The sequence below is a fragment of the Streptomyces sp. NPDC048639 genome, assembly GCF_043199075.1.
In the GTDB taxonomy this organism is placed as follows: domain Bacteria; phylum Actinomycetota; class Actinomycetes; order Streptomycetales; family Streptomycetaceae; genus Streptomyces.
In genome coordinates this window covers 715,399-741,912 of sequence record NZ_JBICVP010000004.1, presented here as the reverse complement: position 1 = coordinate 741,912, position 26,514 = coordinate 715,399, and the positions used below count along the sequence as shown (strand labels likewise).

Sequence of the window (26,514 nt, the reverse complement as noted above, 5' to 3'; positions counted from 1 at the left end):
GGGGGGCGGGGGGGGGGGGCGGGGCGGGCGCGGGGGGGGGCGGGGGGGGGGCCGGGGGGGGGGGGGGGCCCCCCCCCGCCCCCGGGGGGGGGGGGGGGGGCGCCCCCCCCCGCGGGGGGGCCCCCACCGCCCTTCAGAAGCCGTCGTCTGCTGACCGACGTCATCGCACACCCACCTCACGAGCGCAGTGATCCATGGCGGTGTGCAGTCTGGCGGCCGCTCCGGACGAGCCCGCGGTGAGGCGCGTCGAACCGCGCCGCCGTCACCCCTTCGTGGAGACCCTGCCCCTGAGCGGTGCAACGTCCGGCCGATGATCCGATCGCCTCCTGCGCAGCAGGACGAGATGGACGCCGAGCATCACCACGCCCGTGACCACGGCGCTGTGCCACAGCAACGCGTCCAGCCGGTCCGCCGCCAGATACGCACCGGCCGCCACCGCCGCCAGGGCGCACACCGCCCGGTCCACGATGCTCTCGATCGAGAGCAGGGTGGCGCGCGGCGCCTCGCGCGGGATCGCGTCGTTGATCAGCTTCCGCTGGATCGGGTACGCGAAGCCGGTGGCCGCGGCGAACACACAGAGCAGCGCCACGACGGAGACCGCGCCACCGAGCGCGATGGCCGCCAGCGCCACGGCCATCACCACACTGAGCAGCGAGACCAGATTCACCGCGCCGAGGCGCCGGCCCATCCACTGAGGGCGGGCCGAGGCGATGGCCTCGGCGACCGTCATGGCGGCCAGGATCCCGCCGTGCGACGCCTCGGGAACGCCCTCGGCCATGAGGATCGGCTGGAAGAGGTTCACCTGGCAGATCCGCGACAGGGTGAAGACCGCCACGCCCTGCACCATGACCAGCGCCAGCCACGGTGTGGTGCACGCCCAGCGCACCGCGGTCCGCGCCTCCTTCCAGATCTCGCCGCGCTCCTTCCCCGGCAGCCGGCCCGGCCGGGAGACCAGTCGCGGCAGCGCCAGGACGCAGCCCAGCGACGCCGCCGCACTCACGGCGCTCAGCAGGTACGGAGCCGGGTGCGCCAGGGCCATCAACGGCCCGACCAGGGGCCAGCACACGACCTTCGCGGCGAGCCCGAGCGCCCGCGAGGTCCCCTCGGCCCGCAGGTAGTGCTCCCCCGCCCCGTGGACGTGCAGCGCGTCGTACAGATACGCGCTGGCCGCGCCCGAGGTGAGCGAGCGCCCCGCCGCGATGAGCAGGAAGTGGACGAGGAAGCCGCCGTAGTCGGGCGACAGTACGGGCGTCAGATTGGCCGCGGTCATCACCACGGCGCCGATCCGCAGGCAGTTCCGGGCGCCGATGCGGTCGGCCACGAGTCCGGTGGGGATCTCGAAGAGGCAGAACGCCACGTAGTAGATGCTCTGGATGCCGAAGATCTCCGCGTCGGAGAGCCCGGCCTGACGCTGGTACGCGTAGAAGACCGGCATCCACCACAACAGGTTGAACAGCAGCTGGAACCCGTTGTTGAGCGCGATGATCCGGCGCGCCGGTGCCGGGACCTCGCTCCGCGCGGATGTCCCGGCGCGTCGCAGGAGCCCCCCGCTCACAGCGCGTAGGGGCGGATCTGGACGAGGCGGAAGCCTCCCTCGTCCGTCATCAGCCACTCGATGTCCAGGGGGCCGCCGTCGGCGCCGCTGAAGTGGGACTGCAACAGCCGCCCGGTCAGCGCGAGATCGGCCAGCCGGTCCCGGGAGTCCGCGGGGAGATCCTCGGTGGCCGAACCGAGTCCGACCGTACGGCCGCCGCCCTCCACCGTGTTGTAGAGGTACTGCAGCGGCAGCACCGCGCCCTCGACCACCTTCTCCGGAGAGTCCGGCGCGCAGTTGAGGTAGACGTTGCGGAAGTCCTCGCGCTGGGTGGGGTTGCAGGTCACCAGCACGCCGCCGAGAGCGGCCGGCGTGTACCGCTGGATGATCACGCCCATGTAGGTGTCGTCCACGGAGATGCCGGACTGGCGGCGCAGATGGACGCTGCGCGGGGTGAGCAGCGAGGCCCACACCTGGCGTACGGCGGCGAGCAGTTCGTCCGTACCGGACACGGCCGTGATGGAGTCGTAGACGCCGGCCGCGGAGAAGCCGGGCAGGTCCTCGGCGTTGGAGGAGGACCGCACCACCAGGCGGCTGCCCGGGTTCAGATGGGCGGGGAAGGCCTGGACGATCTGGCGCGTGACCTCCTCCGGCATGGGCGTGTTGCGGATCAGGTTCTGCAGGTGCAGACACAGCGGATCCACCAGATCGGTGGCCTCCAGCTCCAGGGCCATCTTCAGCTTCCCGATGGCCTGCTGGATGGGCGCGGAGGAGGTGAGGAATCGGTGCTGGAGGGAGAAGGGCAGCGCGACGCCGTCGGGCGCCGTGACGGTTCCGGCCACGAATGCGGCCGCGGCCCGGTGGAGGGTTTCCGCGTCCTTGGCGGGGGCGCCGAGGCGAGCGGCGAGATGTCCGTAGAGGTTCTGACGGGGCGGCCGGGGCTGCCCGTAGAACCCGGTGAGATCGGCGGAACGGCTGTCCAGGACGTGGTGGAGCTCGCCGAGGTTGGCAGCCTTCGTGCCGTACCGATCGCGGTCGGTGCGGCGCAGCCGGTCCAGGGCGAGGGCGGGCGCGTCCTCCAGCAGGGGCGGTTCGAGCAGAACGCGCTGCTGGTGCCAGGAGGGGGCTTCCAGTTGGGGCGGGCTGCTGAGGCGGGTCAGCGAGATGTCGTCCTCGCGTACCCGGTAGCGCACCCACGCGCCGGAGAGTTCCTCGGGCTCGACGAGTCCTGCGAGGTCGCGGACGATCGCGTTGGGTATCCCCCAGCCCGAGGCCAGCACATTGGTGTGCGACAGGGGCGTGATCGGGGCGGCGTTGATGAAGCCGGCGACGCGCGGCACGTCGTCGGGTACGCAGTCCATGGCGACGATGTCGGACCAGCCCAGCCCCGCCGCGGCCTCCCGGTACTCCTCCGGGGAGCGGAAGTACCGCAGCCGGCCCACGGCTTCGCCCGGGTTGAGCGGGGTGCGCGTGCGGTTGCCGAAGAGCTGGTGGCTGAGGATCCGCGGCACCCGTACGTCGCTGACCGCCGTCAGCTCCTGCTCCTGGCGGTGGTTGGCGGGCTTGAGCAGCAACGGGAGCCGTCCGTCGAGGCGTTCGCGGACGAAGGTGTAGAACTCCTCCAGCAGTGCGCCGTGCATGGTGTCGGCCTCGGTCGTCTCCAGGACGAGGAAGGGCCTGTCGCCGTTCTCGGCGTCGGTGTGCAGCGAGAGGATGCCCAGCAGGAAGCGGCGCTCGGGGTCGGTGTAGACGGAGGCGTTGAACGCGTCGAGCCGGGCGTCGAGTTCGTCCAGGTCCATGCCGAGGATCGACACGGCTATGTAGTTGACGTGGAACGGGTGGACGGCCGTGTCCAGCAGGTGCCACGTCGCCTGTTCGCGGTCGACGACGACCTTGAGATACGGGTGTCCGGCCAGGACTCCGGAGAGGCGCCGGAACATCGGCAGCGACAGATTTTCGCCGATCACCGTGGAGTCGACCCCGGCGTCAGCGGATCCCGGGCGTGCGGGCACCGTCGTCATCGCCGGCCCCCCTCGGTCTCGGAGGCGGCCGGAAGCACCCGGGGCATGGCGTCGACCAGCGCCTCGAAGTCCCGTACGACGGTGACCGGGTCGACCGCGTTCAGCAGGCACAGGGCGGCCATCGTGTTGGCACCGGCGGACGGGTCGTAGACGGGCACGGGGGTGCCGTCGGTCAGGGAGTGCTCGCTCACCACCGACAGCCGGCTGCCGTCGCTGACCAGGGACGGCCAGTCCACCGCGGGGAAGTCCCACAACCTGCGATCGGGCCATGGATCGCCGTGCGAGTCCACGGCGAGGACGACCAGCGAGCCCGCCGCACCGCGGGAGTCCTCGCGGGTGAGGATGGAGGCCGGCCAGGGGACCGTACGGCCGAGCAGATGCGCGGTGAGCATGCCGATGAGATCGAGCCCGAAGACCTCCTCGATCTGCGGGACCGTCATGGCGCCGCCGAACCGGGCCGCGGTCTCGATGACCCACATCTCCCCGTCCCGGCCGAGTTTGATCTCGGTGTGCGTCCCGCAGTTCTCCAGCCCGAGGGTGTCCACCGCGGCGCGGGACAGCTCGACGATCCGCTCCTCGACCGTACGGGGCAGCGACACGGGCGTGATGCTCGCTCGCTCGGTGAACGGCGCGACGGTCGGGAGGCGCCCACTGAGGCAGACCGGGTGGTAGACGCCGTCGGCCACGATGCCCTCGACGCTGACGTAGTCGCCCCAGCCCTCCTCGGTGAACCAGCCCTCGGGCGTACCCCGGACGATCTCCTCGACCAGGAAGTCCTCGCCCGCGTCGGCCACATGGAGCTCGGCGAACCCGAGTTGCTTCGACTCGGCCATGACCCGCCGCGCGCGCTGCCATGCGGCGTCCATGTCCTCCGGCGCCAGGATGATCTGATGGGCCGTCGAGCCCGCGCTCCAGGCCGCCTTGAGAAGCATCGGGAAGGGTATGGTGCGCGCCGCCTCCTCCAGGTCGTCGGCCGTGACGACATGGCGGAAGCGCGGCTGCGGCACTCCCCCCAGCTCCCAGGTCTTGCGCATGAGCCGCTTGTCGCGGGCGAGGACGCTGTTGGCACCCGCCCCGGCGAGGCCCAGTTCGGCGCAGGCGGCGGCGACCGCGACGACGGCGTACTCCGAGAGCGTTGTGACGGCGTCGGCGCCGATGTCCTTCGCGCGTTCCACGATCAGTTCGACGAGATCCTGCTGCCCCTGCGGGGAGGGGTAGGTGACGGATGCGCACAGACGCGCGCAGGAGTCCTTGGATGAGGGCGGGGGTTCGCTCAGGGCGAGGAGGTGCACCTCTGCCTGTGCGGCAGCCTTGGACAGGGCGTACTCCAACGGCGGCCCGCCTTTGGCGTAGACGAACAGCACGATGCTCATGGGAATCCGACTCCTTGGTCCGGGGGACGACAGGTCGGCGATCCGGAGGTTCTCCGGACCACGGCGCATCGCACGGCGCACGTCCGCGAAGGACGTGTCCGGGACACGCATCCGCGAAGCCCGTCCGCTTCGCCGACTACTCAAGCGAATCAGTCGGCAACAGCCCGTGGTCGTCGAGAACATGACGGACACTCAGGCAAATGCCTGAATGCGGGCGACTTGGAGTGTCTCGTTCCGGTCAGCTGCCATGCTCATGCCCGAGTTCCTACTGCCGCCGCGGAAGTGCGAGTTCGCCCGCCTGACGTGGCGTAATGTCGTCAGGCCCCGGTGACCGGCGCGCTTGGACGGGATTACGTTTGGACACCATGGAGATGGCACGCCTCGGTACCAGCAACGACCCGTATCACAAGGAGGCACTCCTTTGGACGAGATGAGCCTCGGCACCCTTCTGGCACAGATGCCCGTGGCCTGGTGGGAAGCAGGCCCGGACATGCGGCTCATCGACAGCGGGGGCGGCGCGCTCCAGGACGCGGACGCCGCCCGGCAGTTCCTGGAGAGCGTGCGGAAGGAGTGCGAAATGCTTCGCGGGAGCGAAGTCGGCCGCTGGCAGACCCAGTTCCGCGGCAAGGTCTTCGATGTGACGGCATGCCCTCAGCGGCGCGCCGACGGCAGCCTCGCCGGTCTGCGGGGGCTGGCCATCGACATCACCGGGCGCGCCACCGACCGCAGGCGCTACGACGCGTTCGCCGCCTTCGCCCCCGCCGCGGCCTTCATCCGCGACCGGAACGGCCGCTACCTCTGGGTCAATGACGCGTACGCCCACCTCTACGACACCACCCCGGACGCCATCGTCGGCCGCACCGTGACCGACCTGGACTCCCCCGAGGACGCCGCGCTGTTCCTCGCCATGGACCGCGAAGTCCTGAACGCCGGGAAGCCCGTCCGCCACAGCCTCACCTACCACCACCCCGACGGTTCGCCCGGCCAGGCCGTGGGCCACCGCTTCCCCGTCAAGGAGGAGTCCGGCGCCTGCGTGGCGGGCATCTACGCCGACATCACCGACTACACCCGCACCCTGAGCGAGCGCATCGCCGTCGAGGCCGACCTCCAGGCCCTCCGCGACCAGAGCGGGCTGCCTTGCGTCCTGCTCTCCGCGGGCGGCCGCATACGGCAGGCCAGCACGGCGGCCGCCGACCTCCTCCATGTCACCGTCCCCGACCTCATCGGCCGCCCCGCCCACACCTTCCTCGCCACCGAAGGCGACGTCGACACGCTGCACAGCCGCTGGAACGATCTCATCGCCCGCCGCCGGCGCCGCATACGGACCAGCGCGGCCTTCATCGACGCGCGTGGATTTCAGTGGCGGGGCAAGCTGCTCCTCACGCCCGTGGGCCGCACCCCGTCACGCGCCCAGAGAGTCTGGGCCGTTCTCACCCACCAGAGCCTGCCGCACCAGCCGCTGCCGCCGCTCACCCCGGCGCAGATACGTATCCTCTCGCTGCTGGCGGCCGGGCAGAGCAACGCGGAGATCGCCGCGTCCCTGCATCTGTCACGGCAGACCGTGGACTACCACCTCAGCCGTCTCCGCGACCTCCTGGGCGCGCCCACGCGCCCGGCCCTGATCAGTCGCGCGTACGTGCTGGGGATCCTCGACCCCCAGGCGTGGCCGCCGCGTTCGGCCACGGCGCACCACCGGCTGAGCACCGCCTGAGGCGCCGCCGGCGCCACCCGCCCCCGCCGCCCGTGCAGCGGTCACGCTCGTCGCCACCCCCGCGCGATGACCCCGCCACCCCGTGCACGGTGAACACCCGTCACCGCCCGGAACACCCCCGCCCGCGCGGGGCGGGGGTGTTGCGCGCGGCCCTCTCAGGGCATCCGGGCCGCCGGGGCGAAGACGCCCTGGGGGTCGTAGGTCGCACGGGTATGGTCCACCTGCTTCTCGTGCGGCCCGTAGACGGCGTCGACCAACTCCTCCGCGTCCTCGCCCAGACCGGCGAGGTTGATGTACGCGCCTCCACTGGAATACGGCTTCATCGCGTCCCAGGCCGCACGGGCCCATCCGATCGCCGTGGCGTCGAAGGCCGGGTCGGACCAGCCGGCGTCGAAGCTGACGTTGAAGCGGGCCGACCGGTGCGCGAACGCCGTGTCGTCCTCCGGGACACGGGCGATCGCGCCGCCCAGGGTCCTGAAGACGATCAGCGACTGCGGGGTCGGCCGCTGCGCGTCGCTGTCGAGCACGGCCCTGATCGCCTCGTCGGACAGCTCGTCGACGAAGTGCGACTTCATGAAGTACCGCTCGCCGGACGGGAACATCGGGTCCTGCGCGCTCTGCACCACGACGTACGGCATCGGCCCGCTCAGATCGGCCAGCGGCGGGGCGAGCTGCCGCAGCGGCGCCAGTGCCGTATCCGCCTCCGGGCCCTGCGGCCCGGCGTGGACACCGACGACGAAGACGACCTTCCGGCCGTGCAGCTCCGCGGGCAGGGCCGGGTCCGGCGGCACGCTCCAGAGGGCGAGTTCGGGAGAGACCGTCTCCGGGGAGGCCAGGGCGGCGTCGCGCCAGTTCCTCACGACGGTCTCGGCGTTCTCGTACGGGTAGATGACCTGGGCCGTGGCGACCTCGGGGCCCAGCGGGTGCAGCTCGAACTCGAACGACGTGACCACACCGAGGCCCCGGCCGCCACCGCGAGCCGCCCAGAACAGTTCCGGCTCCCGTTCGTGATCGGCCGTGCGCACCGCGCCATCGGCCGTGACGATCTCGACGGACCGGAGGTTGTCGCAGCTCAGGCCGAAGGCGCGCATCGTCACCCCCATGCCGCCGCCGAGGGTCAGCCCGGCGACGCCGGTGATCGAGACCTCTCCCCCGGGTGTGGCGAGCCCGAAGAGCTGTGTCTCACGGTCGAGTTCGCCCCAGGTCACCCCGGCCTGCACGCGCGCGGTCCGGGCCTCGGGGTCGACGTACACGCCCTTCATCCGCGACAGATCGATGACCATCCCGTCGTCGCAGACGGCGCTGCCCGCCACCTGGTGACCGCCGCCGCGGACGGAGACGACGGGGCGCAGCTCGCGCGCGACGGTCACCGCCTCGACGACATCGGCGGTACCGGTGCACCGGGCGATCACCGCGGGATGCCGGTCGATCACGCCGTTCCATACGCACCGGGCCTCGTCGTACCCGGGATGCTCGCGGTCGATGACCTCGCCGCGCAGCGCGGCGCGCAGGCGGTCAACCAGCGCCCGCTCCTCGATGACCGGCGGTGTTGCAGGGTCTGTGTCCGGCATGGCGTCACCTCGTGCGCAGGTTCAGCGGCAGCGCTTCTCGCCACCGCTGCCCTCCCCTTCTCTCCACGCTAGGCGGGCCGGGTGGGGCCCGCACGCGGGCGCCGGGTCCGCCCTCATGCGGGAGGCCGGGGGCGGAGCACGCAGGGGGCCGGGGGGCGGAGCCCGCCTGCCCGGAACCGTCGCTCAGAACATCGTGTGCGGGTTGGTGGAGTCGGCGGGGATGGGCTGCAGCACGTCCCAGTGCTCGACGATCCTGCCCTGGTCGTCGAAGCGGAAGATGTCGATACCGGCGTACTCCTGGTCCGGCCAGATCTGGTGGCAGTGGAGGACGACGTGCCGGCCCTCGCGATGTCGCGCTTGAACTCCACGCGTTTCCCGGGGAATTCGGTGGCAATGCGCTCGAAGTAGTCGACGAAATCCTGCCTTCCGTCCCTGCCGAGCGGATTGTGCTGGACATAGGTGTCGCCGATGCAGGTGTCATAGGCTTCCGCCGGCTTGCACACGTTGAACAACAGGTCGTAGAAGGCCTTTGCGGAGGACTTGTTTCTTTCGAGATCGTTGTCATTCATGACAGCCACCGTACGCACACACGAACCATGGCTGAAGTGTCATTCGGAAATCGGGGTCGCCTTCACGGATTGCCGCTTGCCCGCAGCCCGGCCCACACCTGCACCCGCGGACGGTGTCGTCTCGTGACCATACGTGCCCCGGCCCCGGGGGCCTCAGACACCACCCGCCCCGGGCGGTGCCGGGCGCCCGCGGGCCCCGTCGCGGAACGCTGCCGGGGTCCGTCCGGTGTGCTTGTGGAAGTACTTGCCGAAGTTGGTGGCACTGGAGAAGCCGAGCTGCGCCGCGATCCGCGCCGCGGACAGATCACCGTGGGCAAGCATGCGCTTGGCCTCCAGGACGACCCTGCGGTCGATGAACTCCTTGGCCCCCACGCCGGCTGCGGCGAGCGTGGCCCGGGAGAGCGTGCGGGAGGAGTACCCGAGCGTCTGCGCGTAGTCCTCCAGGCGGCGGGTGTCGGCGAAGCTCCGCTCCACCGCGTCCCGGAAGCGCGCGTACGCCGTGCCGGGTTCGGGCGCCGTACCGCCGGGGGGCCCGGCCGGATGCGCCAGGCGCAGCACGAGTACCGCCAGCAGATGACGCAGCACCGCCACGTGCATGTCGACCGGCATCCGCAGGGCGCCATGGAACTCACGGTCCAGATGGTCGGCCGCGGCGCGCAGTGCCTCGCCCTCCTCGGCGTGGGGTGTCCGTACGGCCGGGGCGTACGGCTCGTCGAGGCGGGCGGCGGCCGCCGTGGCCGGATCGGGGAAATCCCGCTCGAACAGGATCAGCGTGCCCTCGGCGCGGGTGGTGTCCCCCCACTGATGAACCTGGCCGGGCCGCACCCAGAGCCATGATCCGGGTTCGAGCGTGTACCCGGCGAAGTCGACGGTGTGGCCGAGGGATCCGTCGGTGAGCGTGACCAGGACGTGGAAGTCGTGCCGGCTGGGGCCCGCCAGTTGCCCGGGCCGGGTGCGGGCGCGGAGTTCGGCGAGCGAGAGGACCTCGACCCCGGCGGGGGTGCCGACGGGAGGGGTGAACGCCAGCTCGGGGATCATCGCGGCAACTCCTGTCCGATTTTGACCATCGCGCGTCACCAGCGTATCCGTTCGCGCACCGGGTCCACGCCTAGCCTGGGGCAAGGGAATGCGGGCCCCGGAAGGATCCGCGCAAGGGGCCGGAAAACACCTCAGCACCTTCTGCCTTCTTTGCGCGACGCGGCAAGGAAAGCAGAACTCCTCACCGCTTACCGGACTTCCCGCAGAACCGCCCACCGGAATGACCGGACGCCATCCGAACCGCCCGATCCACCCGGATCCATCCGAACCGCCCGATCCACCCGATCCACCCGATCCACCCGATCCACCCGATCCACCCGCCGGACGACTCGCTCAGGGACACCGAAACCTCATGACAGCCAAACTCGACAGCGCGCTGGGCCTGTACCTGGAAGGAATACGCGACGGCCGCATTCAGCGGGCCCTCGACCGGTACACCGGCGACCGCTACACCCAGCACAGCACAGGCGTCGCGGACGGCAAGGAGGGATTCCGTACTTTCTTCGAGTCCTTTCTGGACCGCAATCCGCAACGGGAGATCGAGGTCGTACGGGCCATCGAGGACGGCTCGTACGTCTTTCTCCACGTGACCCAGACGCTCGGCGGATCCACGCGCTGGGTCACGGCCGACCTGTTCGACACCGATGAGAACGACCGCATTGTCGAGCACTGGGACACCATCGTGACCGGCGGGCTGACCACCCCTTCGGGACACACGCAGACCGACGGGGAAACCCGGGTCACGGATCTCGGCCGGACCGAGGAGAACAAGTCCAGGGTCGCGGAGTTCATTGCCGTCGTCCTCCAGGGCGGAGAGACGGGACGGATCGGCGAGTTCGTCTCCGCGGACTCCTACGTCCAGCACAGCCCCGACGTCGCGGACGGAATCGAGGGATTCACCGCGCTGACGGCCGGTCTCGCGGCCGAAGGGAAGTCCCTCACGTACGGCAAGGTGCACCGCCTCATCGGGCAGGGGAACTTCGTCGTCGCACTGAGCGAAGTCGACTGGGCCGGCACTGCCATGGCCGTCTTCGACATCTTCCGGCTCGAGAACGGACTCATCGTCGAGCACTGGGACAGCGCCGAACCCGTCCCCACGGCGGCCGAGGCCAACAACAGCGGCAAGTTCTGACGCCCGTAGGACAGGGGCCCGTTCCGGCGCGGAGCGGGCCCCTTTCGCGTTCCCGTACGGACGCCCTCGCGCCCGCCCGTCCTGCGTGTCCGCGACCCGCCCGCCCTGCGTCCGCCCGCCCGTCGGCCCTGCATGCCCCGCGTGGCGCACGGTCCTCGAAGGCTCCCCCTGGGGCCCTCGCTCACTTACTCACCTGCGCCACCAGCCGTCATGCCGCTTTCACCTGACCACTACTCAAAAGTCGTCACAACCCACCCCATACAAGGGCAGGACCATGACAATGACGACCGCTGCACTCAGGCCTCGGCCCGAAGCCTCGGACAGAGGCGAACCCACCATTTGATCCAGAGAGGACCAGGATGGGCGAGCACATGAAGCGGCGGTCGTTCCTCGCCGGAGCGAGCGCGGCGGCGGGGGCACTGGCCGCCGGGACCCTGGCCGCGGGAACGGCCACCGGCGAGACCCACCGGCGCGGCGCCCCGGCGGCCCTGCCCGCCCCCGAGGACTCCGGCATCGACCACATCGTCGTGGTGATGATGGAGAACCGCTCGTTCGATCACTACCTCGGCTGGCTGCCGGGGGCCGACGGCAAGCAGGGCGGGCTCACTTACACCGACGCGGCCGGCGCCGAGCACGGCACGCACCACCTCACCACCTTCACCGGCTGCGGTTTCGCCGACCCCGACCACTCCTACGAGGGCGGCCGGACGGAGCTCAACAACGGTGCGTGCGACGGCTGGCTGCGCGCCGGCGGCAACGACGTCTTCTCCATCGGCTACTACGAAGCGGCCGATCTGGGCTTCACCGGCCGAGCGGCCCGCGACTGGACCGTCTGCGACCGCTACTTCTCCGCCGTGATGGCCGAGACCTACCCCAACCGGATCTTCCAGCACGCCGCGCAGACGGACCGTGTCCACAACAGCTTCGACCTGGTGAAGGCTCCGACGATCTGGGACAGGCTCGCCGAACGGGACATCAGCCGCCGGTACTACTTCAGCGACGTCCCGTTCACCGCCCTCTGGGGGACCAAGTACCTCGGCATCTCACGCCAGTACAGCTCGTTCACGGCGGACGCGGCCGCGGGCAGACTGCCGGCGGTGTCCTTCGTCGATCCCCGCTTCCTCGGCGCGAGTCTCGGGCTGAGCGGCGACGAGCACCCGCACTCCGACATCCGCGTCGGCCAGAACTTCCTCAACGGCGTGTACGAGGCGGTGACATCGAGCCCGAACTGGGAGCGCACCGTCCTCGTCATCAACTACGACGAGTGGGGCGGCTTCTTCGACCATGTCGTTCCCCCGGAGGGTCCCGACCCGCGCCCCGACCTGGGCACGGGACTGCGCGGCTTCCGCGTCCCCTGCCTGGTCGTCTCACCGCGGGCCCGGAACAGGGTGGCGCACGACGTCTACGACCACGCGTCGGTGCTGAAGATGATCGAGTGGCGGTACGGCCTGGAGCCGCTCACCGTCCGCGACGCCGCGGCCCGCAACCTGGCCGAGGTGTTGGACTTCTCCACCCCGCCGGTCACCACGGCCCCTCCGCGCTACGACGTGCCGTCCGTGGAGTCGCCGGGCTGCGGCGGTGCCCGGGACGACCATGCGCACGAGGGCGACGGATGGACGGAGCTGCGCGACCACGCGCGGGCTCAGGGCTTCGACGTCGGCTGACGTAACCCCGCAACTCGCCCACCGCACCGGGGAGTTCGACGACGGCGCCGCAGGGTCCGCCGACAGCAAGGCGCAGTTCACCGACCGGATGGGTACCGCGCACCGCACCGCGCGGTACCCGCCCCAGCGGTCCCGACCGCATCAAGTCGTATGGAGGAGAGGTCTTGAGTCAACGGCAGGAGGCCCGACCGGAGCAGCGGGCACGCAGAAAGGCCGCCGAAGCCGCCGTCGAGGCGGGTGCCCGGGCCCGCGTCCGGGCGGACGAGGCGGCGATCACCGGCTCACGCCGGACCGGGGTGACGCTGCGCGCCGCCGCCGGGGAATTCTGGCGCTACCCGTCGCCGTGGATGATCGGTGCGGTGCTCACTGTGCTGGCCGGTGCACGTCTCGCCGTCGGTGACTGGCGTACCGACGACGCGTACGCCCCGCTGGTCCTGTTCGCGCTCTTCCCCGTCCTGGAGTGGCTGATCCATGTCTTCGTCCTCCACTGGCGGCCCCGGCGGCTGGGGGGCGTCACGCTCGACTCGCCGCTGGCCAGGAAGCACCGCGCGCACCACGCGGATCCGCGGGACATCCCGCTGCTCTTCATCCCCTGGAAGTCGCTGGTGTACGTGATGGCCGGCTACGGCGCGGTCTCCCTGCTCACCTTCCCGAGGGCGGGCCAGGCGCTCAGCTTCATGCTGGCGGTGACGGCGGTGGGGCTGCTCTACGAGTGGACGCACTATCTGATCCACACCGACTACCGGCCCAACGGCAGGATCTACAAGGCGATCTGGCGCAACCACCGGCTGCACCACTACAAGAACGAGCACTACTGGTTCACGGTGACCACCACGGCCACCGCCGACCGGCTCTTCGGCACCTATCCCGACGCGACCACGGTCACGACGTCGCCCACGGCCAAGAACTTGCACGGGATCTAACGCCACGGCACGACCGCGGTGCCGCACGACCGCGGGCCCGCACGACCGCGGGCCCGCACGACCACGACTGCCGTACGACCGCGGCTGCTGCCCGCCGTAGCGGGCCGAACTCCCGTCCCCGCTCCGGCGAACCCCGTTTCCTTCGGCCTCCTCTGTGCGCCCTCTTCGCCGGCCTTCGGCGCGACCGGGCGCCGGGAGTGGTTCAGGGGCACGCACTTCCGCGAACGGCCGATGGGCGGGCGGACGGTGCCGGAGCGCGCTGCTCGTGGCGCGCGGCGGACGGCGCGGTCCACGGCCCGGAGACCACCCGCCGGAGCGTGGACCGGCCGAACAAGCCGCCGCCTCCCGCGTGGCGCGGGGAGGACGGCGGCGCATGGCTTCGTAGGCGTCAGCCTGCGGAGACGGACAGCTCCAGCTCGAGGTCGAGTTCCGGCTCCCGTGCGGCGCGGGCGGCAAAGGGGCACTGCCATTCCGCGGACTTGGGGCGACCGGAGTAGCGGCGGGCCTCGGAGAGCTCCTGGTACTCGTACAGATTGGGGTTGATGTCGCCCTGCAGCTTGATGTCCTGCTTGCGTATCTTCTCCGCAAGCCGGTCCCACATCCCGGCGCCCTTGATCCGGTCGAACTGCTCGTGCGAGTTGAAGGCCAGCATCGGGAAGGGAGGTCGGCGCCCCCACCGGCGGTGGGTCTCGTGCAGGCCGATCACGAAGAAGGGGTGGCCCGCGACGCTGAAGGCGAATTCCTGGGAATCGGGATCGGACGAATACCCCTCGGCCCAGTGGTGATCCTCCGCGTCCTGCTCGTGGAGCAGTTGAAGCTGCTGCCAGAGCAGCTCTTCGAATCGGAGCTCGTCCACGCCGCGCGGCCGCTCGAAGGTCGCGACGAAGCTGGTGAACGTCCGGGCGCTCCAGTCTGCCGCGCCGACGAACTCCGCGAGATCGGAGGCCATCAGCCGCGCGGACGACTCACTCCCCAGCAGGTCGTAGTGCTGATGTGTGATGCCACCACGTCGCCAGGCGGAGCGGCCCGCCAGGCAGGAGAACTGCTCCCCCAGAATGAACTCCTCGACCTCACCACGCGCCGTCGCAGACATGGCCAGCCTTCCTTCCACCTACGTGCCTCCTCGAAGGGAGATCATCTCCTTCTCGTATCCATGACCACCCGCCCCACCAGCAACGACCCGGGCCCCCGCGGGCAGCGTCGACGTCACTGTCGCCGTACGCAGGAAGGGGCCCCGTCCGCTGCAGACTGGGGAAGGTCCGTGGGTGATTGTGACGGCCCGAGGCCGATCAACGAAATTCCCAGGTGAGCCCCATGATGACAGCATGACCGCGCCAGGGGGAAGGCGGGCCTTGATGACGATCGTGTGCGCTGCCGAGCGATCACCGCGCGGGAGTACCGAGCATGATCGCGGAGCTGCCGGCGCCGACCGGACGACCTGCACCGCTTCGGTGACCAGGGCGCGGGGAGGGATCCCCAGGGACGCCCCGACACGTCGGCGAGAACGCCTGTCCGCGCGCCCTTTCCTCGGCCCGCGCGCCTCCTCCTCGACCGTCCCCGCGCCTCCTCGCCGGCGCCTCCTACCGCCGCGCGTCGGCGGCGACGTTGGCGGCCCAGCGGACGAGCGGCAGTTGCAGAGGCAGCCGCGCATACGCGGCGGCCTTCTGCGGCGCGGGTTTCTCGCGCCAGTCGTATGCCATACGGACGTTGGCCGGGAAGACCGCCACGAAGAAGCCCGCCGCCGCGAGGCCGCTCGCCCGGCGGGTCCGCGGCGACGCGATACCTGCGGCGAGGGCGAGTTCGACCGCCCCGCTGATGTGCGTCCAGGTCCGTGCGCGTCCCGGGAGCGACCGGGGCACGATCGCGTCGAACTGCCGGGGCGCCACGAAGTGCGCGACACCGGCGGTGGCGAGCAGACCGGCGAGCAGCGAAGCGGACCGGGGTGTGGCGGGCAACGGGACCTCCGTGTGCGGTGGGGCGGGCGTGACCACGGCATTATTACCGTCGGGTAGCAGTCGGGGCCATAGCCGGCCCGCCCGCATCCGACCGAACCCGCGCGGCGGTCGGCCACCTCCGCCTCACGGGCCTCATGCCCGGTCTCACGGCCTCATGCCCGGTTGCGGCTGCACCCGACGACAGCGGGCATCGACGCGACCCCGAAGCGTCACGAGCGCCCGGACGCGGAACACCCGATCGGTTCCCGGTGTTTTCGCCGCCGGAGGGATCGTTCCCGTCCCCCGCATGGTCCTGCACGTCCCCGCTTCGACCAGGACATTCCATGGCACGTTCCCGCGCAGCCCTGATCGCACTCGTAGGCGCACTCGTCGTCGTGCTGGCCGGCTGCTTCTCCGGGAGCGGCGGCGACGGGGCAACCGACACCATGACCACCCGGAGCGAGTCGTCCACGGCGACGTCACCCAGCGAGACACCTACCTCTCGCCCCTCCGGCAGCCCCTCGGACAGTCCCTCGCAGACCTCCGGGACACCCTCGACGAAGCCGTCCGAGCGTGAGACCGACCCGCGGACCGAGACCGCCACACTCTCGATCCCGTCGATCGGCCTCGAGAACCTGCGCGTCGTCCCGTACGAGGGAACGACCGACGACTGGCCAGGTACACGGATCCAGAACCGCGGCGTGGCAGCCAGCCCGTACGGCGATCATGGCGGTGCCGGGCCCGGCGAGACAGGCAATTACCTCGTGACGGCCCATCGCCTCTCCGCCGGCGGGCCCCTGCGCGACCTCCCGTCGCTCGACAAGGGCGACTCCGTGCTCGTGACCTCCGGTGGCACTGTCTACGAGTACAAGATCACCGAGACCAGAAAGACCTCGTTCCGCTCCGAGCGCTCGCTTGCCGAGCAGCGGGCGGCCGTTCCGGGTTCCCCGGGGGCGCGTCCCACGGAATCCATGATCACTCTCTCGACCTGCGCGACCCCTGAGGACGACGCGGCCGGGAACTTCTGGCGCGACGACCGGGGCAACCCCGAGCACCGCATCGACAAGGTCGGCGTGCTGGCCTCGACGCACAAGGCCCCCGGCGCCCCGTCCTCACCCTGAGCCCGACGCCCCGGCACCTCGCCCCCCGGCGTCCCCGGCCTCCCCGGCGTCCCCGGCGCCCCGCCGTCCCCGGCGCCCCGAGGCTCCGACTCCCTGACGATCCGTCGATTCCCGTCGACTCCGTCGATCCGTCCAATCCAGTCGCCCGTCGCGCATCCGCCGGTCCGCGCGTCATCCTCCCGTAGAGGCCCCGCCCTCCTTGCGGCACACCGGATGTGAGGGGCCGTCAAGATATGGACATACGGGCGTACTTGGACGCCACGCCGGACACGCCGGAGCAGCGCTCCACGCCCGCCCTGGTGACAGGCTGTGCCTTCGGTGGCACGCTCGATCGGGACGTGCAGCGTGTGTTCGACCGGATGGCGGGATTCGACGGCATCGTGCGGTCCTCGATCGGGGACCGCGACCGAGGGAGGCGCCGAGACGTGAGCTTCTGGGAGTACTTGGGCACGCGCTATCAGCAGTTGCTCGTGGACGCCTATCAGCATGCCAGCGCGGTCTTCCAGTGCATGGTCGTCGCGACCCTGATCGGGGTCCTGATCGGCGTTCTCACCTACCGCACCGAGTGGGCGGGCAACCTCGCGATCACCACGACCGCGTCCATTCTCACCGTCCCCTCCCTGGCTCTCCTCGGCCTGCTCGTCCCGGTCGTCGGCCTCGGCGTCGCGCCGACCGTCATCGCGCTGACGCTGTACGGACTGCTGCCCGTGGTCCGTAACGCGGTCGTCGGGCTGCGCGGAGTCGACCCGGCCCTCGTCGAGGCCGCCAAGGGCATGGGGATGTCGCGGTCGGCCCGGCTGGTACGGGTCGAACTGCCCCTCGCCTGGCCGCCGATCCTCACCGGTGTCCGGGTCTCGACCCAGATGCTGATGGGCATCGCGGCGATCGCGGCCTTCGCCTCCGGGCCCGGCCTCGGCAACCAGATCTTCCGCGGGATCTCCAGCCTGGGCAGCGCCAATGCACTCAACGATGTTCTGTCGGGGACGCTCGGAATCGTCGTCCTGGCCCTGCTGTTCGACGCCGGGTACGTGCTGATCGGACGGCTCACCATCTCACGGGGGATCCGTGGCTGACTCTGCCGAAATCGTCGAACCGACCTCCCCGGCGTCCGGCGCCGCAGGGCCCGCCGGATCCGCCCGATCCGCCGGGCCCGACCGGCAGGCCGGCGCGGGCGCGAGCATCCGGCTGGACAACCTCACCAAGCGTTATCCGGACAGCCCCGCCCCGGCCGTGGAAGACGTGACCCTGGAGGTCGCGGCCGGCGAGACCGTGATCCTCGTGGGGCCTTCGGGCTGCGGCAAGAGCACCACCCTCAAGATGATCAACCGGCTGATCGAGCCGACCTCGGGGCGGATCACCATCGGCGGGGAGGACGTCACCGGCATCAACCCGGTGGCGCTCCGCCGCACCATCGGCTACGCCATCCAGGCCACGGGTCTCTTCCCGCACATGACCGTCGCCGAGAACATCGCGCTCGTACCGAAGATGGCCGGCTGGCCCCGCGCGAAGGTGCGGGACCGGGTCGAGGAAATGCTCGATCTGGTCGGGCTGGATCCGGGGGAGTTCCGTGGCCGCTATCCGCGCCGCCTCTCCGGCGGCCAGCAGCAGCGTGTCGGCGTGGCGCGGGCGCTGGCGGCCGACCCGCCGGTGCTGCTGATGGACGAGCCGTTCGGAGCCGTCGACCCCATCACCCGCGAACGCTTGCAGGACCAACTGATCCGGTTGCAACGCGACTTGCGCAAGACGATCGTCTTCGTCACGCATGACTTCGACGAGGCCATCAGACTCGGCGACCGGATCGCGGTGCTGCGCGACCGGTCGGAGATCGCCCAGTTCGACACACCGGAGGCGATCCTGGCCAGTCCGGCGGACGACTTCGTCGCCGGTTTCGTGGGCGCGGGAGCCGGGGTGAAGCGGCTGCACCTCAAGCGCGTACGGGAGGTGCAGCTCGCCGACGTACCGGCCATCACCGTCGACGACCCGCTCGAGACCGCCCTGCAGTTGCTGGACGCGGGCTCCCCCTCCGCCGACCACCTGCTGCTGCTGGATCGGGAGCGGCGCCCGCGCTCCTGGCTGCGACACGAGGACCTGACGCGTGCCCGGAGTGCGCAACCCGCCGGAGAGCCGCTGCCGTTGTCGGCGGGCACCCCCGTACGGAGCCGGATCGGGTTGGACATGACGCTGCGGGACGCGCTGGAGGCACTGTTGGCCGATGGTGCGGGCCGCGTCGCGGTCACGGGAGATGACGGCGCGTACATCGGCGTGGTGGACATGTCGACACTGCTGAACGCGATGCAGGTGGCGCCCGGCGAGCGGGGAGCCGAGGAGGCTCGGCCGACCGGCCGGGGTGGGCCCGCGTGAGCCGGAGCGAGGTCGGCGTCGGGGCCGGTGGCGGAGCCGCTCCCGAGGCCGGTTACGGGTCCCCCGCTCCGGGGCCGGCTCCAGGGCCGGGACAGAACGAGTCCGTGACCCGGCTCGCCGCGCTGGACCGGGTCCCGCCGCGTATCACCTGGCAGAAGCTGGTGACGCTGCCGGCGTTCGTCGCGGTCGTCCTCGGCGCCACCGCGCTGTATCTCCGCACCACCGAGCTGGACTCGATCGCCAGGAACGCCCTCGCCGACGACGCCGTGCGCACCGCACTCCTCCAGCAGACCGAACTCGTCGCGATCTCCACCTTCTTCGTCCTCATCATCGCGATCCCGCTGGGCATCGCGCTGACGCGCGGGGCCCTGCGCCGAGCCGCCCCGCCGTTCGTCGCGGCGGCCAACATCGGCCAGGCGACCCCGGCCCTGGGCCTGCTGGCGCTGCTGGTGATCTGGCTCGGCATCGGCCAACGAGCCGCCCTGGTCGGCATCGTGGCGTTCGCGGTGCTGCCGGTGCTGAGCAACACCGTGGCCGGGCTGCGGGCAACCGACCCGGCGCTCGTGGAAGCGGCGCGCGGCATCGGGATGTCGCCGCTGCTGGTGCTGGTCCGGGTCGAACTGCCCCTGGCCGTACCGCTGATCCTGGCGGGCGTACGGACCGCGCTGGTGCTGAACGTCGGAACCGCGACGCTGGCCACCTTCGGCGGCGGAGGAGGACTCGGGGACCTGATCTCCTCCGGCATCACCAACCAGCGCATGCCGGTGCTGGTGCTCGGCTCCGTACTGACGGTCGCCATGGCGCTGATCGTGGACTGGCTGGGGATGCTCGTCGAATTGCTGCTGCGCCCCCGCGGCCTGGAGGTGGACTGATGCGCCTGACCCGGGTACGGACAGCCGTCGCGGGCGCGGGCGCCCTGCTGCTCGCCGCCGCGGGGCTGAGCGGCTGCGGACTGACCAGCGGCAGCCCGCTGGCCGACTCGGTGCAGCCCGGCTCCATCGGGAAGGGGCGACCGCTGGAAGGCGCCCAACTGACCGTGACCTCCAAGGAGTTCACCGAGCAGATCATCCTCGGCCAGATCATGGGGCTGGTCTTCAAGGCGGCCGGCGCGGAAGTCCTGGACAGGACGAACATCCAGGGCTCGATCGGTGCCCGCGAGGCGGTCAAGACCGGTGCGGCGGACGGGATGTACGAGTACACGGGCACGGCCTGGATCACCTACCTCGGTCACACCAAGCCGGTCGTCGACCCGTACGAGCAGTGGGAGGCCGTACGCGACGGGGACCGCCGCAACGGCATCACCTGGCTGCCCGCCGCCCCGCTCAACAACACCTACGCGCTGGTCGCAAACCGGGCGAATGCCCAGAAGTACCGGCTGCGCACTCTCTCGGATGTGGCCCGTCTGACGAAGAAGGACCCGGGCGCGGCCACGATCTGCGGCGGGAGCGAGTTCTCGGTGCGCGAGGACGGCCTGCCGGGCGTGGCGAAGACCTACGGATTCGCCCTCCGGCGCGGGAACTTCAAGAAGATGGACGACGGCGTCGTCTACACCCAGGTCGCCAAGGGCGCGGCCTGCACCCTCGGCGTGGCGGCCACCACAGACGGCCGCATTCCGGAACTGGAGCTGAAGGTGCTGGAGGACGACCGGCACTTCTTCCCCAACTACAACGCGGCACCCGAGATGAACAGCGCCACGATGAAGAAGTACCCCGCCATCGCCGATGTCCTCGCCCCGATCACCGAGCGGCTGACGGGGGCGGAGGCCCAGCGTCTGAACGCGCGCGTGGACGTGGACGGGGAGGACCCCCACGAGGTGGCGAAGGACTGGCTGGTGCGGGAGGGCTTCATCCGGGAGGGCTGACGGACGGCTTCGCCCCAGGCTCGAGCGCCGTCACCACGGGCTCACCGCCCTCACCCTGTCCGTACGTGCGCGGGGCGTCACTGCTCGATCCCCGTGCGTATCGATCCATGGCCCGGCACAGCTCACGACCTGCGGCGAGGCTTGCCGCGCTTGGGGAGCTTGGATCCGCGGGAACCGCCTCGGGGGCTTGTGCCGCCGGACCTTCCGGCCGACTTTCCGGCGGACTTTCCGGCAGCGGTGCCGGGGGACCTGCCCGCCGACTTCCCGGCCGCTCTTCCGGCGCTCGTCTTCGGCTCCTCCGGGGCCGAGCGCCGGCCCCGGGTGCTGTTGACGGTCCGCCCACGGACGATCCCGATGAAGTCGTCCACCAGGTCGGTGGTCGCCTCCTCCGGCCATGACAGCGCGACACGCGACTGCGGTGTGCCCGTCACCGTCCGGTACGTGAGGTCCCTGCGGTGGTGCAGCCGGGCGAGGGACTGCGGAACCAGCAGGAGCCCCACACCTGCCGCCACCAGTTCGACAGCGTCCGCAGTCGTGGCGGGCCGCTCGAGCGCCGGCCGCCCCGGGGGACGCTCCCATTCGAGCGTGTCGTCGAGGGGATGCAGCACGATGTCGTCCGCCAGTTCCTCGATGGACACCTCGTCGGCCGCGGCCACGAGGTGGTCCTTCGGGATCACGACCACGGTCGTCTCGGTGTAGAGGGGGATCGCGCTGAGATCCGTCCGGTCGATCGGCAACCGCAGGAAACCCGCGTCCGCCCCACGGGCGCGCAGCAGGCCCGGCGCCTCGGCGGCGGACACCGGGACAAGGGTCAGCGGTACGTCGGGCAGGCGCTCGTTCCAGATCCGCACCCACTTGGAGAGCGTGACTCCGGGGACGTACGCGAGCCGGAACGAGGGGGATTCTTCCGAGCCTGTCACCGCGCCAGGTTAACCGGCGTGGTCGGAGGCCGTTCACACGCTCGATAGTCTTGACCCATGAAGTCGCAGCAGACCCCCCAGACGATGAAGCCCGCCACCGCGGCGAAGAAGCTGGGTGTGTACCTCCAGGCCACCCCCGCCGAGTTCCAGGAGGGTGCCGTCTCGCGCACCGAGCTGAGCGCGCTCCAGGCCGACCCGCCGGAGTGGCTGCGCGAGCTGCGACGGAACGGCCCGCACCCCCGCCCGGTGGTCGCGGCGAAGCTCGGCGTCTCCATCTCCGGCCTCGCTCGCGGCGAAATCACCGAAGCCCTCACCACGGAGCGGATCGAGGCGCTGAAGGCGGAGAACCCGGAGTGGCTCCAGAAGGAGCGCGCCACCCAGGTCGAGGTCCGCAAGGAAGCGGCACGCATCAAGCAGCAGAACGAGGAGCGTCGCGAGGGGGCCTCGAAGCCGCGTTCCTGACGGCGGACCGGAGTACGCCGCGCACCATCCCGGGCCGCAGGCGGCGAGGACGATCAACCCCGTCGACGGCGGAGTGCCCACTACCGCAGAGGACGTCTGCCGCGGCTCCGGCGTACGGGATCACCGGGCAGGGCTCCAGCGGCGCCGCGGGCGAGCCCGGGGCTTCAGCCGGTGACGCGGCGGCGACGCGCGGTGATGAACAGCGTCAAGCCAAGGACGGTCAGCGCTCCGGTCGCGGCAACCCAACCGATCCGGACCCCGCGGTCCTCGCCCTCCCTCGCCACGGTCGACTGAACCACCGCCTTGTTGTTGTCCGGCTCCGGGTCTCGAATCCGACTGCCCTTGGGAGGCTCGATGAGCCGGCCCGACACTCCTACGGAGCCTGGACGGCTGTCCTTCCGCATCACACGCAGCGTGAACTCGAACAGGACGTCCTCGCCGACTCGGCCGTTCCGGCTGCAGATGTACCTGCGGCCGCCACCCTCCGCCCGGCACTCCTGCTCCAGCATCTCCTCTTCGAGCTCGGCATCGTACGGCGCCTTCATCACCTTTGCGCCCGGCGGGATGGTGAACACCGTCCGGATCTCGGCTTCTTGAGGCCGGCCGGGCCCGTTGTTGCGGTAACCGATGCGGACTCGGTGATCGCTGCCGACCTCGCCGCGCAGCGATGCGCCGATCGCCTCGTAGTCGGAATCGTTGCGCACCGGCACCTGTGTCCGGGTCAGGTCCGAGCCGGTGCTGAATTCCACCGGCTCGCTCCGGGCAGGGACTGGGGTGAGTGAGAGGGATGCGGCGTCCCCTCGCGTGAGTTCGCCGGGCATTCCGGCGCCGTCGCCGGTGTGGAAGGCCCACGCCCCGTAGGACAGCGACGGGTCCACCGCATCGTCATGAGGTCTCCATCGCTGCTCGGGGGTCACCCGCACCGTCTCGCCCGGAGCGATAATGGTGTCGGGCAACAGACAGCGAGCGGCGGTGCTGCCCTTGGAGTAACGGCAATTGGCATGCCGGGTCGTCAGGTTCAGGCCTCCACTGGCATTGATCTGCAGCTCGACTCCTCGGGCCGGGACATCTCCGGTGTTGCGAATGAAGATCGGTGCACCGAAGGCCTTGCCGACGGACGACGTTCTAAGGGCACCGCGCTCGTTCACTCTCAGCTCGGGTCGCCCGGCGATCACCGTGAGCCGGCCCTTGACGGCCGGCTGACCTTCGGGTTTGAGGGTGTAGTGCAGGACACCGGAGTCTCCGGCACGGGCGCCCGGTGCTGCGTGCACGATCAGCGCCACTTCCGCCCAGCCGTCGTGGATCGTCAGGGAACAGGTGAAAGACGGCTCATGCGGCTTGCAGCCGTCGGCGGCACCGGCGATGACCGCGACGCCGTCGAGTCCGGAGGCATCGACGGCGATTTCAGCCCTGTGCGTTGTCCCGTCGTGGTCGAACCTCAGGGGGAGCGTGTCAGAGCCGGGCGACGCGGTAGCCGGGTGCAAGGTCGCGTAGAAGTACTTCTGGCTGATGTCGCGAGCCTCGGCTGCCCTCTTCGTGGGCCTCTCCAGCCCCACGCCACAGTCGGCGAGGGCCAGTGCGCTCACCACGCAGACGACGACGGACAGCACCCGCCTGACGCCACCTGAGCGCTGACGGTCCGGTATGCCGATCATGGCCGCAGTGTGCCGCACTGACGACGCCTGGAGTGCCCGTGTGCCGGACCGAATTCAATATCCGCCACCTGGCGGACATTGATACAGCTGGGCTTCCAGGAGCCGCGGTGACGTCCGCGGTGCGGGGGCACGGTGGCGAGCGCGGTGCGGCGGATATCGCGTGTGGGGTGGCTCTCGTGGGGGCGTGGTGGTGGGGCGGTCTGCCCGCTTCGGGTGGCGGCCGTTGTCCGGGTGGTTGCCCGGTGGTGGGTGCTTGAGCATCGGCGCGGGCGGCGGCCCGGCTCGGCCGGGTGTCCGAGGGCGCCCGTCCCCGGACGCGCAACAGACCCGCCATGGTCCCCCTGAGTCACCGGTCGAACGGCCCCGGAGACCCGTTGGCGACATACTTGCCCCGAGGCAAGCAACTCCACAACGGGCGCCGCAAAAACGCAGGACCCGACCGCGCCTGCCGGAACCCGCAGTGTCACCGGACCCTGCCGCGGACGGCGACCTTGGCCGCGCCTCCCTGCCGCCCGATGCTCCTTCATTGCGCCACAGGCGCGAGACGAGAGCGTTGTGGATGCACCCGCGCCGCACGCCCTCGGCTTTTCGAGGTACCGCAGCCCGTGATGCCCACGTCCGTCGATTTCCGTCGCCGCTCGACCTCGCCGTCGGCACCGGCACCGTCACTGGCACCGGCACCGGCACCGGCACCGGCACCGGCACCGGCACCGGCACCGGCACCACCATCGGCCCCCGGGCCCCCGCGACCCGGGGCGGAACACCTACGAGACCGGCGACAGCACGTCGGCCGCGCCCCCGAGGCATGGGGAGCGCGGCCGACGTGCTGTGCCGGATGACGCATTCCAGGAATGACGTCCGTGGGGTTACCGGTAGACGGAGCCGATGTTGCGGGAGGTGTCCACCGCCTGGCATTGGGCCGTGGCGCGTCCGCCGGAGACGGTCAGTTCCAGGTTGTTGGGGTTGCCGCAGCTGTTGCTCTGGCGGCCTTCTTGCGCGGTGTTCTGCTGGAACAGGTCGGCTGTGCTGCTCCCGCCGTCGGCTTCCGCGCCGCCGCCGATCTCCGCGGTCTTCACACTGGCGGAGCGGTCGACCGTGCCGCACTTGGTCTCGACCCTGCCGCCGGTCAGCGTCAGCTCGCCTTCGTTGGAGTTGGCGCAGTTGTTGTTCTGGCGGCCGGCCTGAGCGACGTTCTGCTGTTCTACCGAGTCAACTCCGCTTCCTCCGTTGGCTTCTGCGCCGCCGCCCTTGGTCAGGGTGTGCTTGCTGAACGACGCGTCCTTGTGCCAGCAACGGCCTTCCGCCCGTCCACCGGTCACGCCGATGGAGGTGTCGTTGGGGTTTGAGCAGTTGTTGTTCTGCCGACCCTCCTGCGCGATGTTCTGCTGTTCGAGGCTGGGGGCGCCGGTGTCGGATCCGCCGTTGGCGCTGGCGCCGCCGCCCTTGTTCCAGGTGTGCTCGGCAACAGAGCTGTCCTGGTTCCCGCACACGCCTCCGGCCCGTCCACCGGTAACGACGATGTCGAAAGTGTCGTTGGGGTTGGCGCAGTTGTTGTTCTGGCGGCCTTCCTGGGCCACGTTCTGCTGTTCCACGGCCGTCGATCCGCCGTTGGCCTCTGCGCCGCCGCCCTTGTTCCAGGTGCGTTTGGCCACGGAGGTGTCCTTGTTTCCGCAGCGGCCCTCCAGACGTCCGCCGGTCAGCTCGACGTCGATGCCGTTGGAGCTGGCGCAGTTGTTGTTCTGCCGCCCGTCCTGGGCGATGCTCTGCGACTCCGACCCCCCAGCTTCGCCACCATTGGCTTCCGCGCCGCCGCTCTCGTCCCAGGTGCGCTTGGAGACGGAACCGTCCTTGTTCCCGCACCTGCCGTCGATACGGCTCCCGGTGAACGGGTCGATGAACGTGTAGTTGGGGCTGGCGCAGTTGTTGTTCTGACGCCCCTCTTGTGCGACCTGCTGGACGTCGAAGTTGGTCCCGGTGCCGCCGTTGGCCGTGGCGCCGCCGCCCTTGACGTGAGTGTGCTCGTTGCGGGAGAGGTCCTGGTCCGCGCAGCGCCCGTCCAGCCGCCCACCGCTCAGCTCGAGGCTGAGGGTATTGGCGTTGAGGCAGTTGTTGTTCTGCCGCCCGCGCTGGGCGATGTTCTGCTGAGGCAGTCTGGTGGTCCCGCCGCCGCCCGCGGCGTCCGCAGGGCCGTTGTGGACGTCGGCGAACTTGTTGACGGAGCCGTCTCCGGTGACGCAACGCCCGGTGAGCCGGCCGCCCGTCACGTTCACGGGCTCGTCCCCATTGATGTTGGAGCAGTTGTTGTTCTGGCGGCCGTCCTGGGCCACGTTCTGCTGGAACAGATCGCCACTGGTGGTCGATCCGCCGCCTGCTGTTGCCTGGGGGTCGTCCGCGAACGCGCTGCCGGCTCCGAGGGAGACCAGACCACTCACCGCCAGGACGACCATCGCAGCCGTCGCAGTCCTTTGAACGTGCACTCGCGCCTCCCGCAGGGATGAATTCCGAACAGCTCGAACCATGCGGACAACGACTCCGGCCTTTCTGCGGAATGGCAGGTTGACGCATTCCGCCTGAACGGCCCACGAAAAGACCGCCATCAGGGATTGATCACCACCTGTTCGGACCTCAGGGGGCGCTGATCCACGGCCCATCGCCAGACTTCGA

Annotated in this window: 21 protein-coding genes; 11 read left to right on the top strand and 10 right to left on the bottom strand. The window is 70.5% G+C overall.

The window, feature by feature from the left end:
* Positions 1 to 262 precede the first annotated feature (262 nt).
* From ACGFNH_RS14950 to ACGFNH_RS14940, 3 genes are read right to left on the bottom strand one after another with little or no spacing between them, the layout of a single operon-like run.
* Positions 263 to 1,555 carry an MFS transporter gene (locus ACGFNH_RS14950; protein ID WP_393653535.1) on the bottom strand — a complete coding sequence of 431 codons (1,293 nt, stop codon included), beginning with the start codon at positions 1,553 to 1,555 and terminating at the stop codon, positions 263 to 265.
* Entirely contained in the window at positions 1,552 to 3,555 is a 2,004-nt protein-coding gene (locus tag ACGFNH_RS14945) for a PEP/pyruvate-binding domain-containing protein (protein ID WP_393653533.1), read from the bottom strand. The genes ACGFNH_RS14950 and ACGFNH_RS14945 overlap by 4 nt, the downstream gene beginning before the upstream one ends.
* Complete coding sequence (locus ACGFNH_RS14940; protein ID WP_393653531.1) at positions 3,552 to 4,928, bottom strand: acetyl-CoA carboxylase biotin carboxylase subunit family protein; 1,377 nt, start codon at positions 4,926 to 4,928, stop codon at positions 3,552 to 3,554. The genes ACGFNH_RS14945 and ACGFNH_RS14940 overlap by 4 nt, the downstream gene beginning before the upstream one ends.
* Positions 4,929 to 5,358: 430 nt before the next feature.
* Between ACGFNH_RS14940 and ACGFNH_RS14935 the strand changes: the two genes are divergently transcribed.
* Positions 5,359 to 6,639: a PAS domain-containing protein gene (locus tag ACGFNH_RS14935; RefSeq protein WP_393653615.1), complete on the top strand. Its 1,281-nt coding sequence runs from the start codon at positions 5,359 to 5,361 to the stop codon at positions 6,637 to 6,639.
* A 155-nt stretch (positions 6,640 to 6,794) separates the two neighbouring features.
* Here the strand turns inward: ACGFNH_RS14935 and ACGFNH_RS14930 are convergent, their stop codons facing one another.
* Positions 6,795 to 8,210: an FAD-binding oxidoreductase gene (locus ACGFNH_RS14930; protein WP_393653529.1), complete on the bottom strand. Its 1,416-nt coding sequence runs from the start codon at positions 8,208 to 8,210 to the stop codon at positions 6,795 to 6,797.
* Positions 8,211 to 8,450: 240 nt separating this feature from the next.
* Between ACGFNH_RS14930 and ACGFNH_RS14925 the strand changes: the two genes are divergently transcribed.
* Positions 8,451 to 8,618: a hypothetical protein gene (locus tag ACGFNH_RS14925; RefSeq protein WP_393653527.1), complete on the top strand. Its 168-nt coding sequence runs from the start codon at positions 8,451 to 8,453 to the stop codon at positions 8,616 to 8,618.
* A gap of 314 nt (positions 8,619 to 8,932) precedes the next feature.
* Here the strand turns inward: ACGFNH_RS14925 and ACGFNH_RS14920 are convergent, their stop codons facing one another.
* Entirely contained in the window at positions 8,933 to 9,817 is an 885-nt protein-coding gene (locus ACGFNH_RS14920; RefSeq protein WP_393653525.1) for a helix-turn-helix domain-containing protein, read from the bottom strand.
* A gap of 352 nt (positions 9,818 to 10,169) precedes the next feature.
* On the opposite strand from ACGFNH_RS14920, the gene ACGFNH_RS14915 reads away from it, so the two are divergent.
* From ACGFNH_RS14915 to ACGFNH_RS14905, 3 genes are all read left to right on the top strand, one after another.
* Entirely contained in the window at positions 10,170 to 10,949 is a 780-nt protein-coding gene (locus ACGFNH_RS14915; RefSeq protein WP_393653523.1) for a nuclear transport factor 2 family protein, read from the top strand.
* 359 nt (positions 10,950 to 11,308) lie between these two features.
* On the top strand, positions 11,309 to 12,613 hold the full coding sequence (locus ACGFNH_RS14910) for an alkaline phosphatase family protein (RefSeq protein WP_393653521.1): 1,305 nt from the start codon (positions 11,309 to 11,311) through the stop codon (positions 12,611 to 12,613).
* A 164-nt stretch (positions 12,614 to 12,777) separates the two neighbouring features.
* Positions 12,778 to 13,536, top strand: coding sequence for a sterol desaturase family protein (locus ACGFNH_RS14905; RefSeq protein ID WP_393653519.1), 759 nt, complete (start codon positions 12,778 to 12,780; stop codon positions 13,534 to 13,536).
* 388 nt (positions 13,537 to 13,924) lie between these two features.
* Here ACGFNH_RS14905 and gntA read toward each other — a convergent pair whose 3' ends face one another.
* Positions 13,925 to 14,629, bottom strand: a complete 705-nt coding sequence (gntA, locus tag ACGFNH_RS14900; RefSeq protein WP_393653517.1) for a guanitoxin biosynthesis heme-dependent pre-guanitoxin N-hydroxylase GntA — start codon at positions 14,627 to 14,629, stop codon at positions 13,925 to 13,927.
* Positions 14,630 to 15,116: 487 nt separating this feature from the next.
* Entirely contained in the window at positions 15,117 to 15,491 is a 375-nt protein-coding gene (locus tag ACGFNH_RS14895; protein ID WP_393653515.1) for a hypothetical protein, read from the bottom strand.
* A 323-nt stretch (positions 15,492 to 15,814) separates the two neighbouring features.
* On the opposite strand from ACGFNH_RS14895, the gene ACGFNH_RS14890 reads away from it, so the two are divergent.
* The 5 genes from ACGFNH_RS14890 (at position 15,815) to ACGFNH_RS14870 (ending at position 20,813) form a co-directional block, all read left to right on the top strand.
* Positions 15,815 to 16,591, top strand: coding sequence for a class E sortase (locus tag ACGFNH_RS14890; RefSeq protein WP_393653513.1), 777 nt, complete (start codon positions 15,815 to 15,817; stop codon positions 16,589 to 16,591).
* Between the two features lie 425 nt (positions 16,592 to 17,016).
* Positions 17,017 to 17,664 carry an ABC transporter permease gene (locus ACGFNH_RS14885; protein ID WP_393653613.1) on the top strand — a complete coding sequence of 216 codons (648 nt, stop codon included), beginning with the start codon at positions 17,017 to 17,019 and terminating at the stop codon, positions 17,662 to 17,664.
* Positions 17,657 to 18,952: a betaine/proline/choline family ABC transporter ATP-binding protein gene (locus ACGFNH_RS14880; RefSeq protein WP_393653511.1), complete on the top strand. Its 1,296-nt coding sequence runs from the start codon at positions 17,657 to 17,659 to the stop codon at positions 18,950 to 18,952. Before ACGFNH_RS14885 ends, ACGFNH_RS14880 begins: the two co-directional genes overlap by 8 nt.
* Positions 18,953 to 19,056: 104 nt before the next feature.
* The gene (locus ACGFNH_RS14875; protein ID WP_393653611.1) at positions 19,057 to 19,824 is read left to right on the top strand and encodes an ABC transporter permease; all 768 of its coding nucleotides are present in this window, start codon (positions 19,057 to 19,059) and stop codon (positions 19,822 to 19,824) included.
* The gene (locus ACGFNH_RS14870; protein ID WP_393653509.1) at positions 19,824 to 20,813 is read left to right on the top strand and encodes a glycine betaine ABC transporter substrate-binding protein; all 990 of its coding nucleotides are present in this window, start codon (positions 19,824 to 19,826) and stop codon (positions 20,811 to 20,813) included. The genes ACGFNH_RS14875 and ACGFNH_RS14870 overlap by 1 nt, the downstream gene beginning before the upstream one ends.
* 122 nt (positions 20,814 to 20,935) lie before the next feature.
* Here the strand turns inward: ACGFNH_RS14870 and ACGFNH_RS14865 are convergent, their stop codons facing one another.
* Positions 20,936 to 21,733: a LysR family substrate-binding domain-containing protein gene (locus ACGFNH_RS14865; RefSeq protein WP_393653507.1), complete on the bottom strand. Its 798-nt coding sequence runs from the start codon at positions 21,731 to 21,733 to the stop codon at positions 20,936 to 20,938.
* A 57-nt stretch (positions 21,734 to 21,790) separates the two neighbouring features.
* On the opposite strand from ACGFNH_RS14865, the gene ACGFNH_RS14860 reads away from it, so the two are divergent.
* A complete protein-coding gene (locus ACGFNH_RS14860; RefSeq protein WP_393653505.1) occupies positions 21,791 to 22,195 on the top strand; it encodes a DUF5997 family protein in 405 nt (134 codons plus the stop codon).
* Positions 22,196 to 22,359: 164 nt separating this feature from the next.
* Here ACGFNH_RS14860 and ACGFNH_RS14855 read toward each other — a convergent pair whose 3' ends face one another.
* Together ACGFNH_RS14855 and ACGFNH_RS14850 are read right to left on the bottom strand one after the other, a co-directional pair.
* On the bottom strand, positions 22,360 to 23,805 hold the full coding sequence (locus ACGFNH_RS14855) for a hypothetical protein (protein ID WP_393653503.1): 1,446 nt from the start codon (positions 23,803 to 23,805) through the stop codon (positions 22,360 to 22,362).
* A 911-nt stretch (positions 23,806 to 24,716) separates the two neighbouring features.
* A complete protein-coding gene (locus ACGFNH_RS14850) occupies positions 24,717 to 26,327 on the bottom strand; it encodes a hypothetical protein (RefSeq protein WP_393653501.1) in 1,611 nt (536 codons plus the stop codon).
* Positions 26,328 to 26,514: the final 187 nt, after the last annotated feature.

What these genes read in the sequence shown, in the direction of transcription:
- ACGFNH_RS14940 (WP_393653531.1), bottom strand. Translation starts at nt 4,928, where the DNA reads ATGAGCATCGTGCTGTTCGTCTACGCCAAAGGCGGGCCGCCGTTGGAG.
- ACGFNH_RS14920 (WP_393653525.1), bottom strand. Translation starts at nt 9,817, where the DNA reads ATGATCCCCGAGCTGGCGTTCACCCCTCCCGTCGGCACCCCCGCCGGG.
- ACGFNH_RS14930 (WP_393653529.1), bottom strand. Translation starts at nt 8,210, where the DNA reads ATGCCGGACACAGACCCTGCAACACCGCCGGTCATCGAGGAGCGGGCG.
- ACGFNH_RS14915 (WP_393653523.1), top strand. Translation starts at nt 10,170, where the DNA reads ATGACAGCCAAACTCGACAGCGCGCTGGGCCTGTACCTGGAAGGAATA.
- ACGFNH_RS14870 (WP_393653509.1), top strand. Translation starts at nt 19,824, where the DNA reads ATGCGCCTGACCCGGGTACGGACAGCCGTCGCGGGCGCGGGCGCCCTG.
- ACGFNH_RS14890 (WP_393653513.1), top strand. Translation starts at nt 15,815, where the DNA reads ATGGCACGTTCCCGCGCAGCCCTGATCGCACTCGTAGGCGCACTCGTC.
- gntA (WP_393653517.1), bottom strand. Translation starts at nt 14,629, where the DNA reads ATGTCTGCGACGGCGCGTGGTGAGGTCGAGGAGTTCATTCTGGGGGAG.
- ACGFNH_RS14935 (WP_393653615.1), top strand. Translation starts at nt 5,359, where the DNA reads ATGAGCCTCGGCACCCTTCTGGCACAGATGCCCGTGGCCTGGTGGGAA.
- ACGFNH_RS14945 (WP_393653533.1), bottom strand. Translation starts at nt 3,555, where the DNA reads ATGACGACGGTGCCCGCACGCCCGGGATCCGCTGACGCCGGGGTCGAC.
- ACGFNH_RS14910 (WP_393653521.1), top strand. Translation starts at nt 11,309, where the DNA reads ATGGGCGAGCACATGAAGCGGCGGTCGTTCCTCGCCGGAGCGAGCGCG.
- ACGFNH_RS14860 (WP_393653505.1), top strand. Translation starts at nt 21,791, where the DNA reads ATGAAGTCGCAGCAGACCCCCCAGACGATGAAGCCCGCCACCGCGGCG.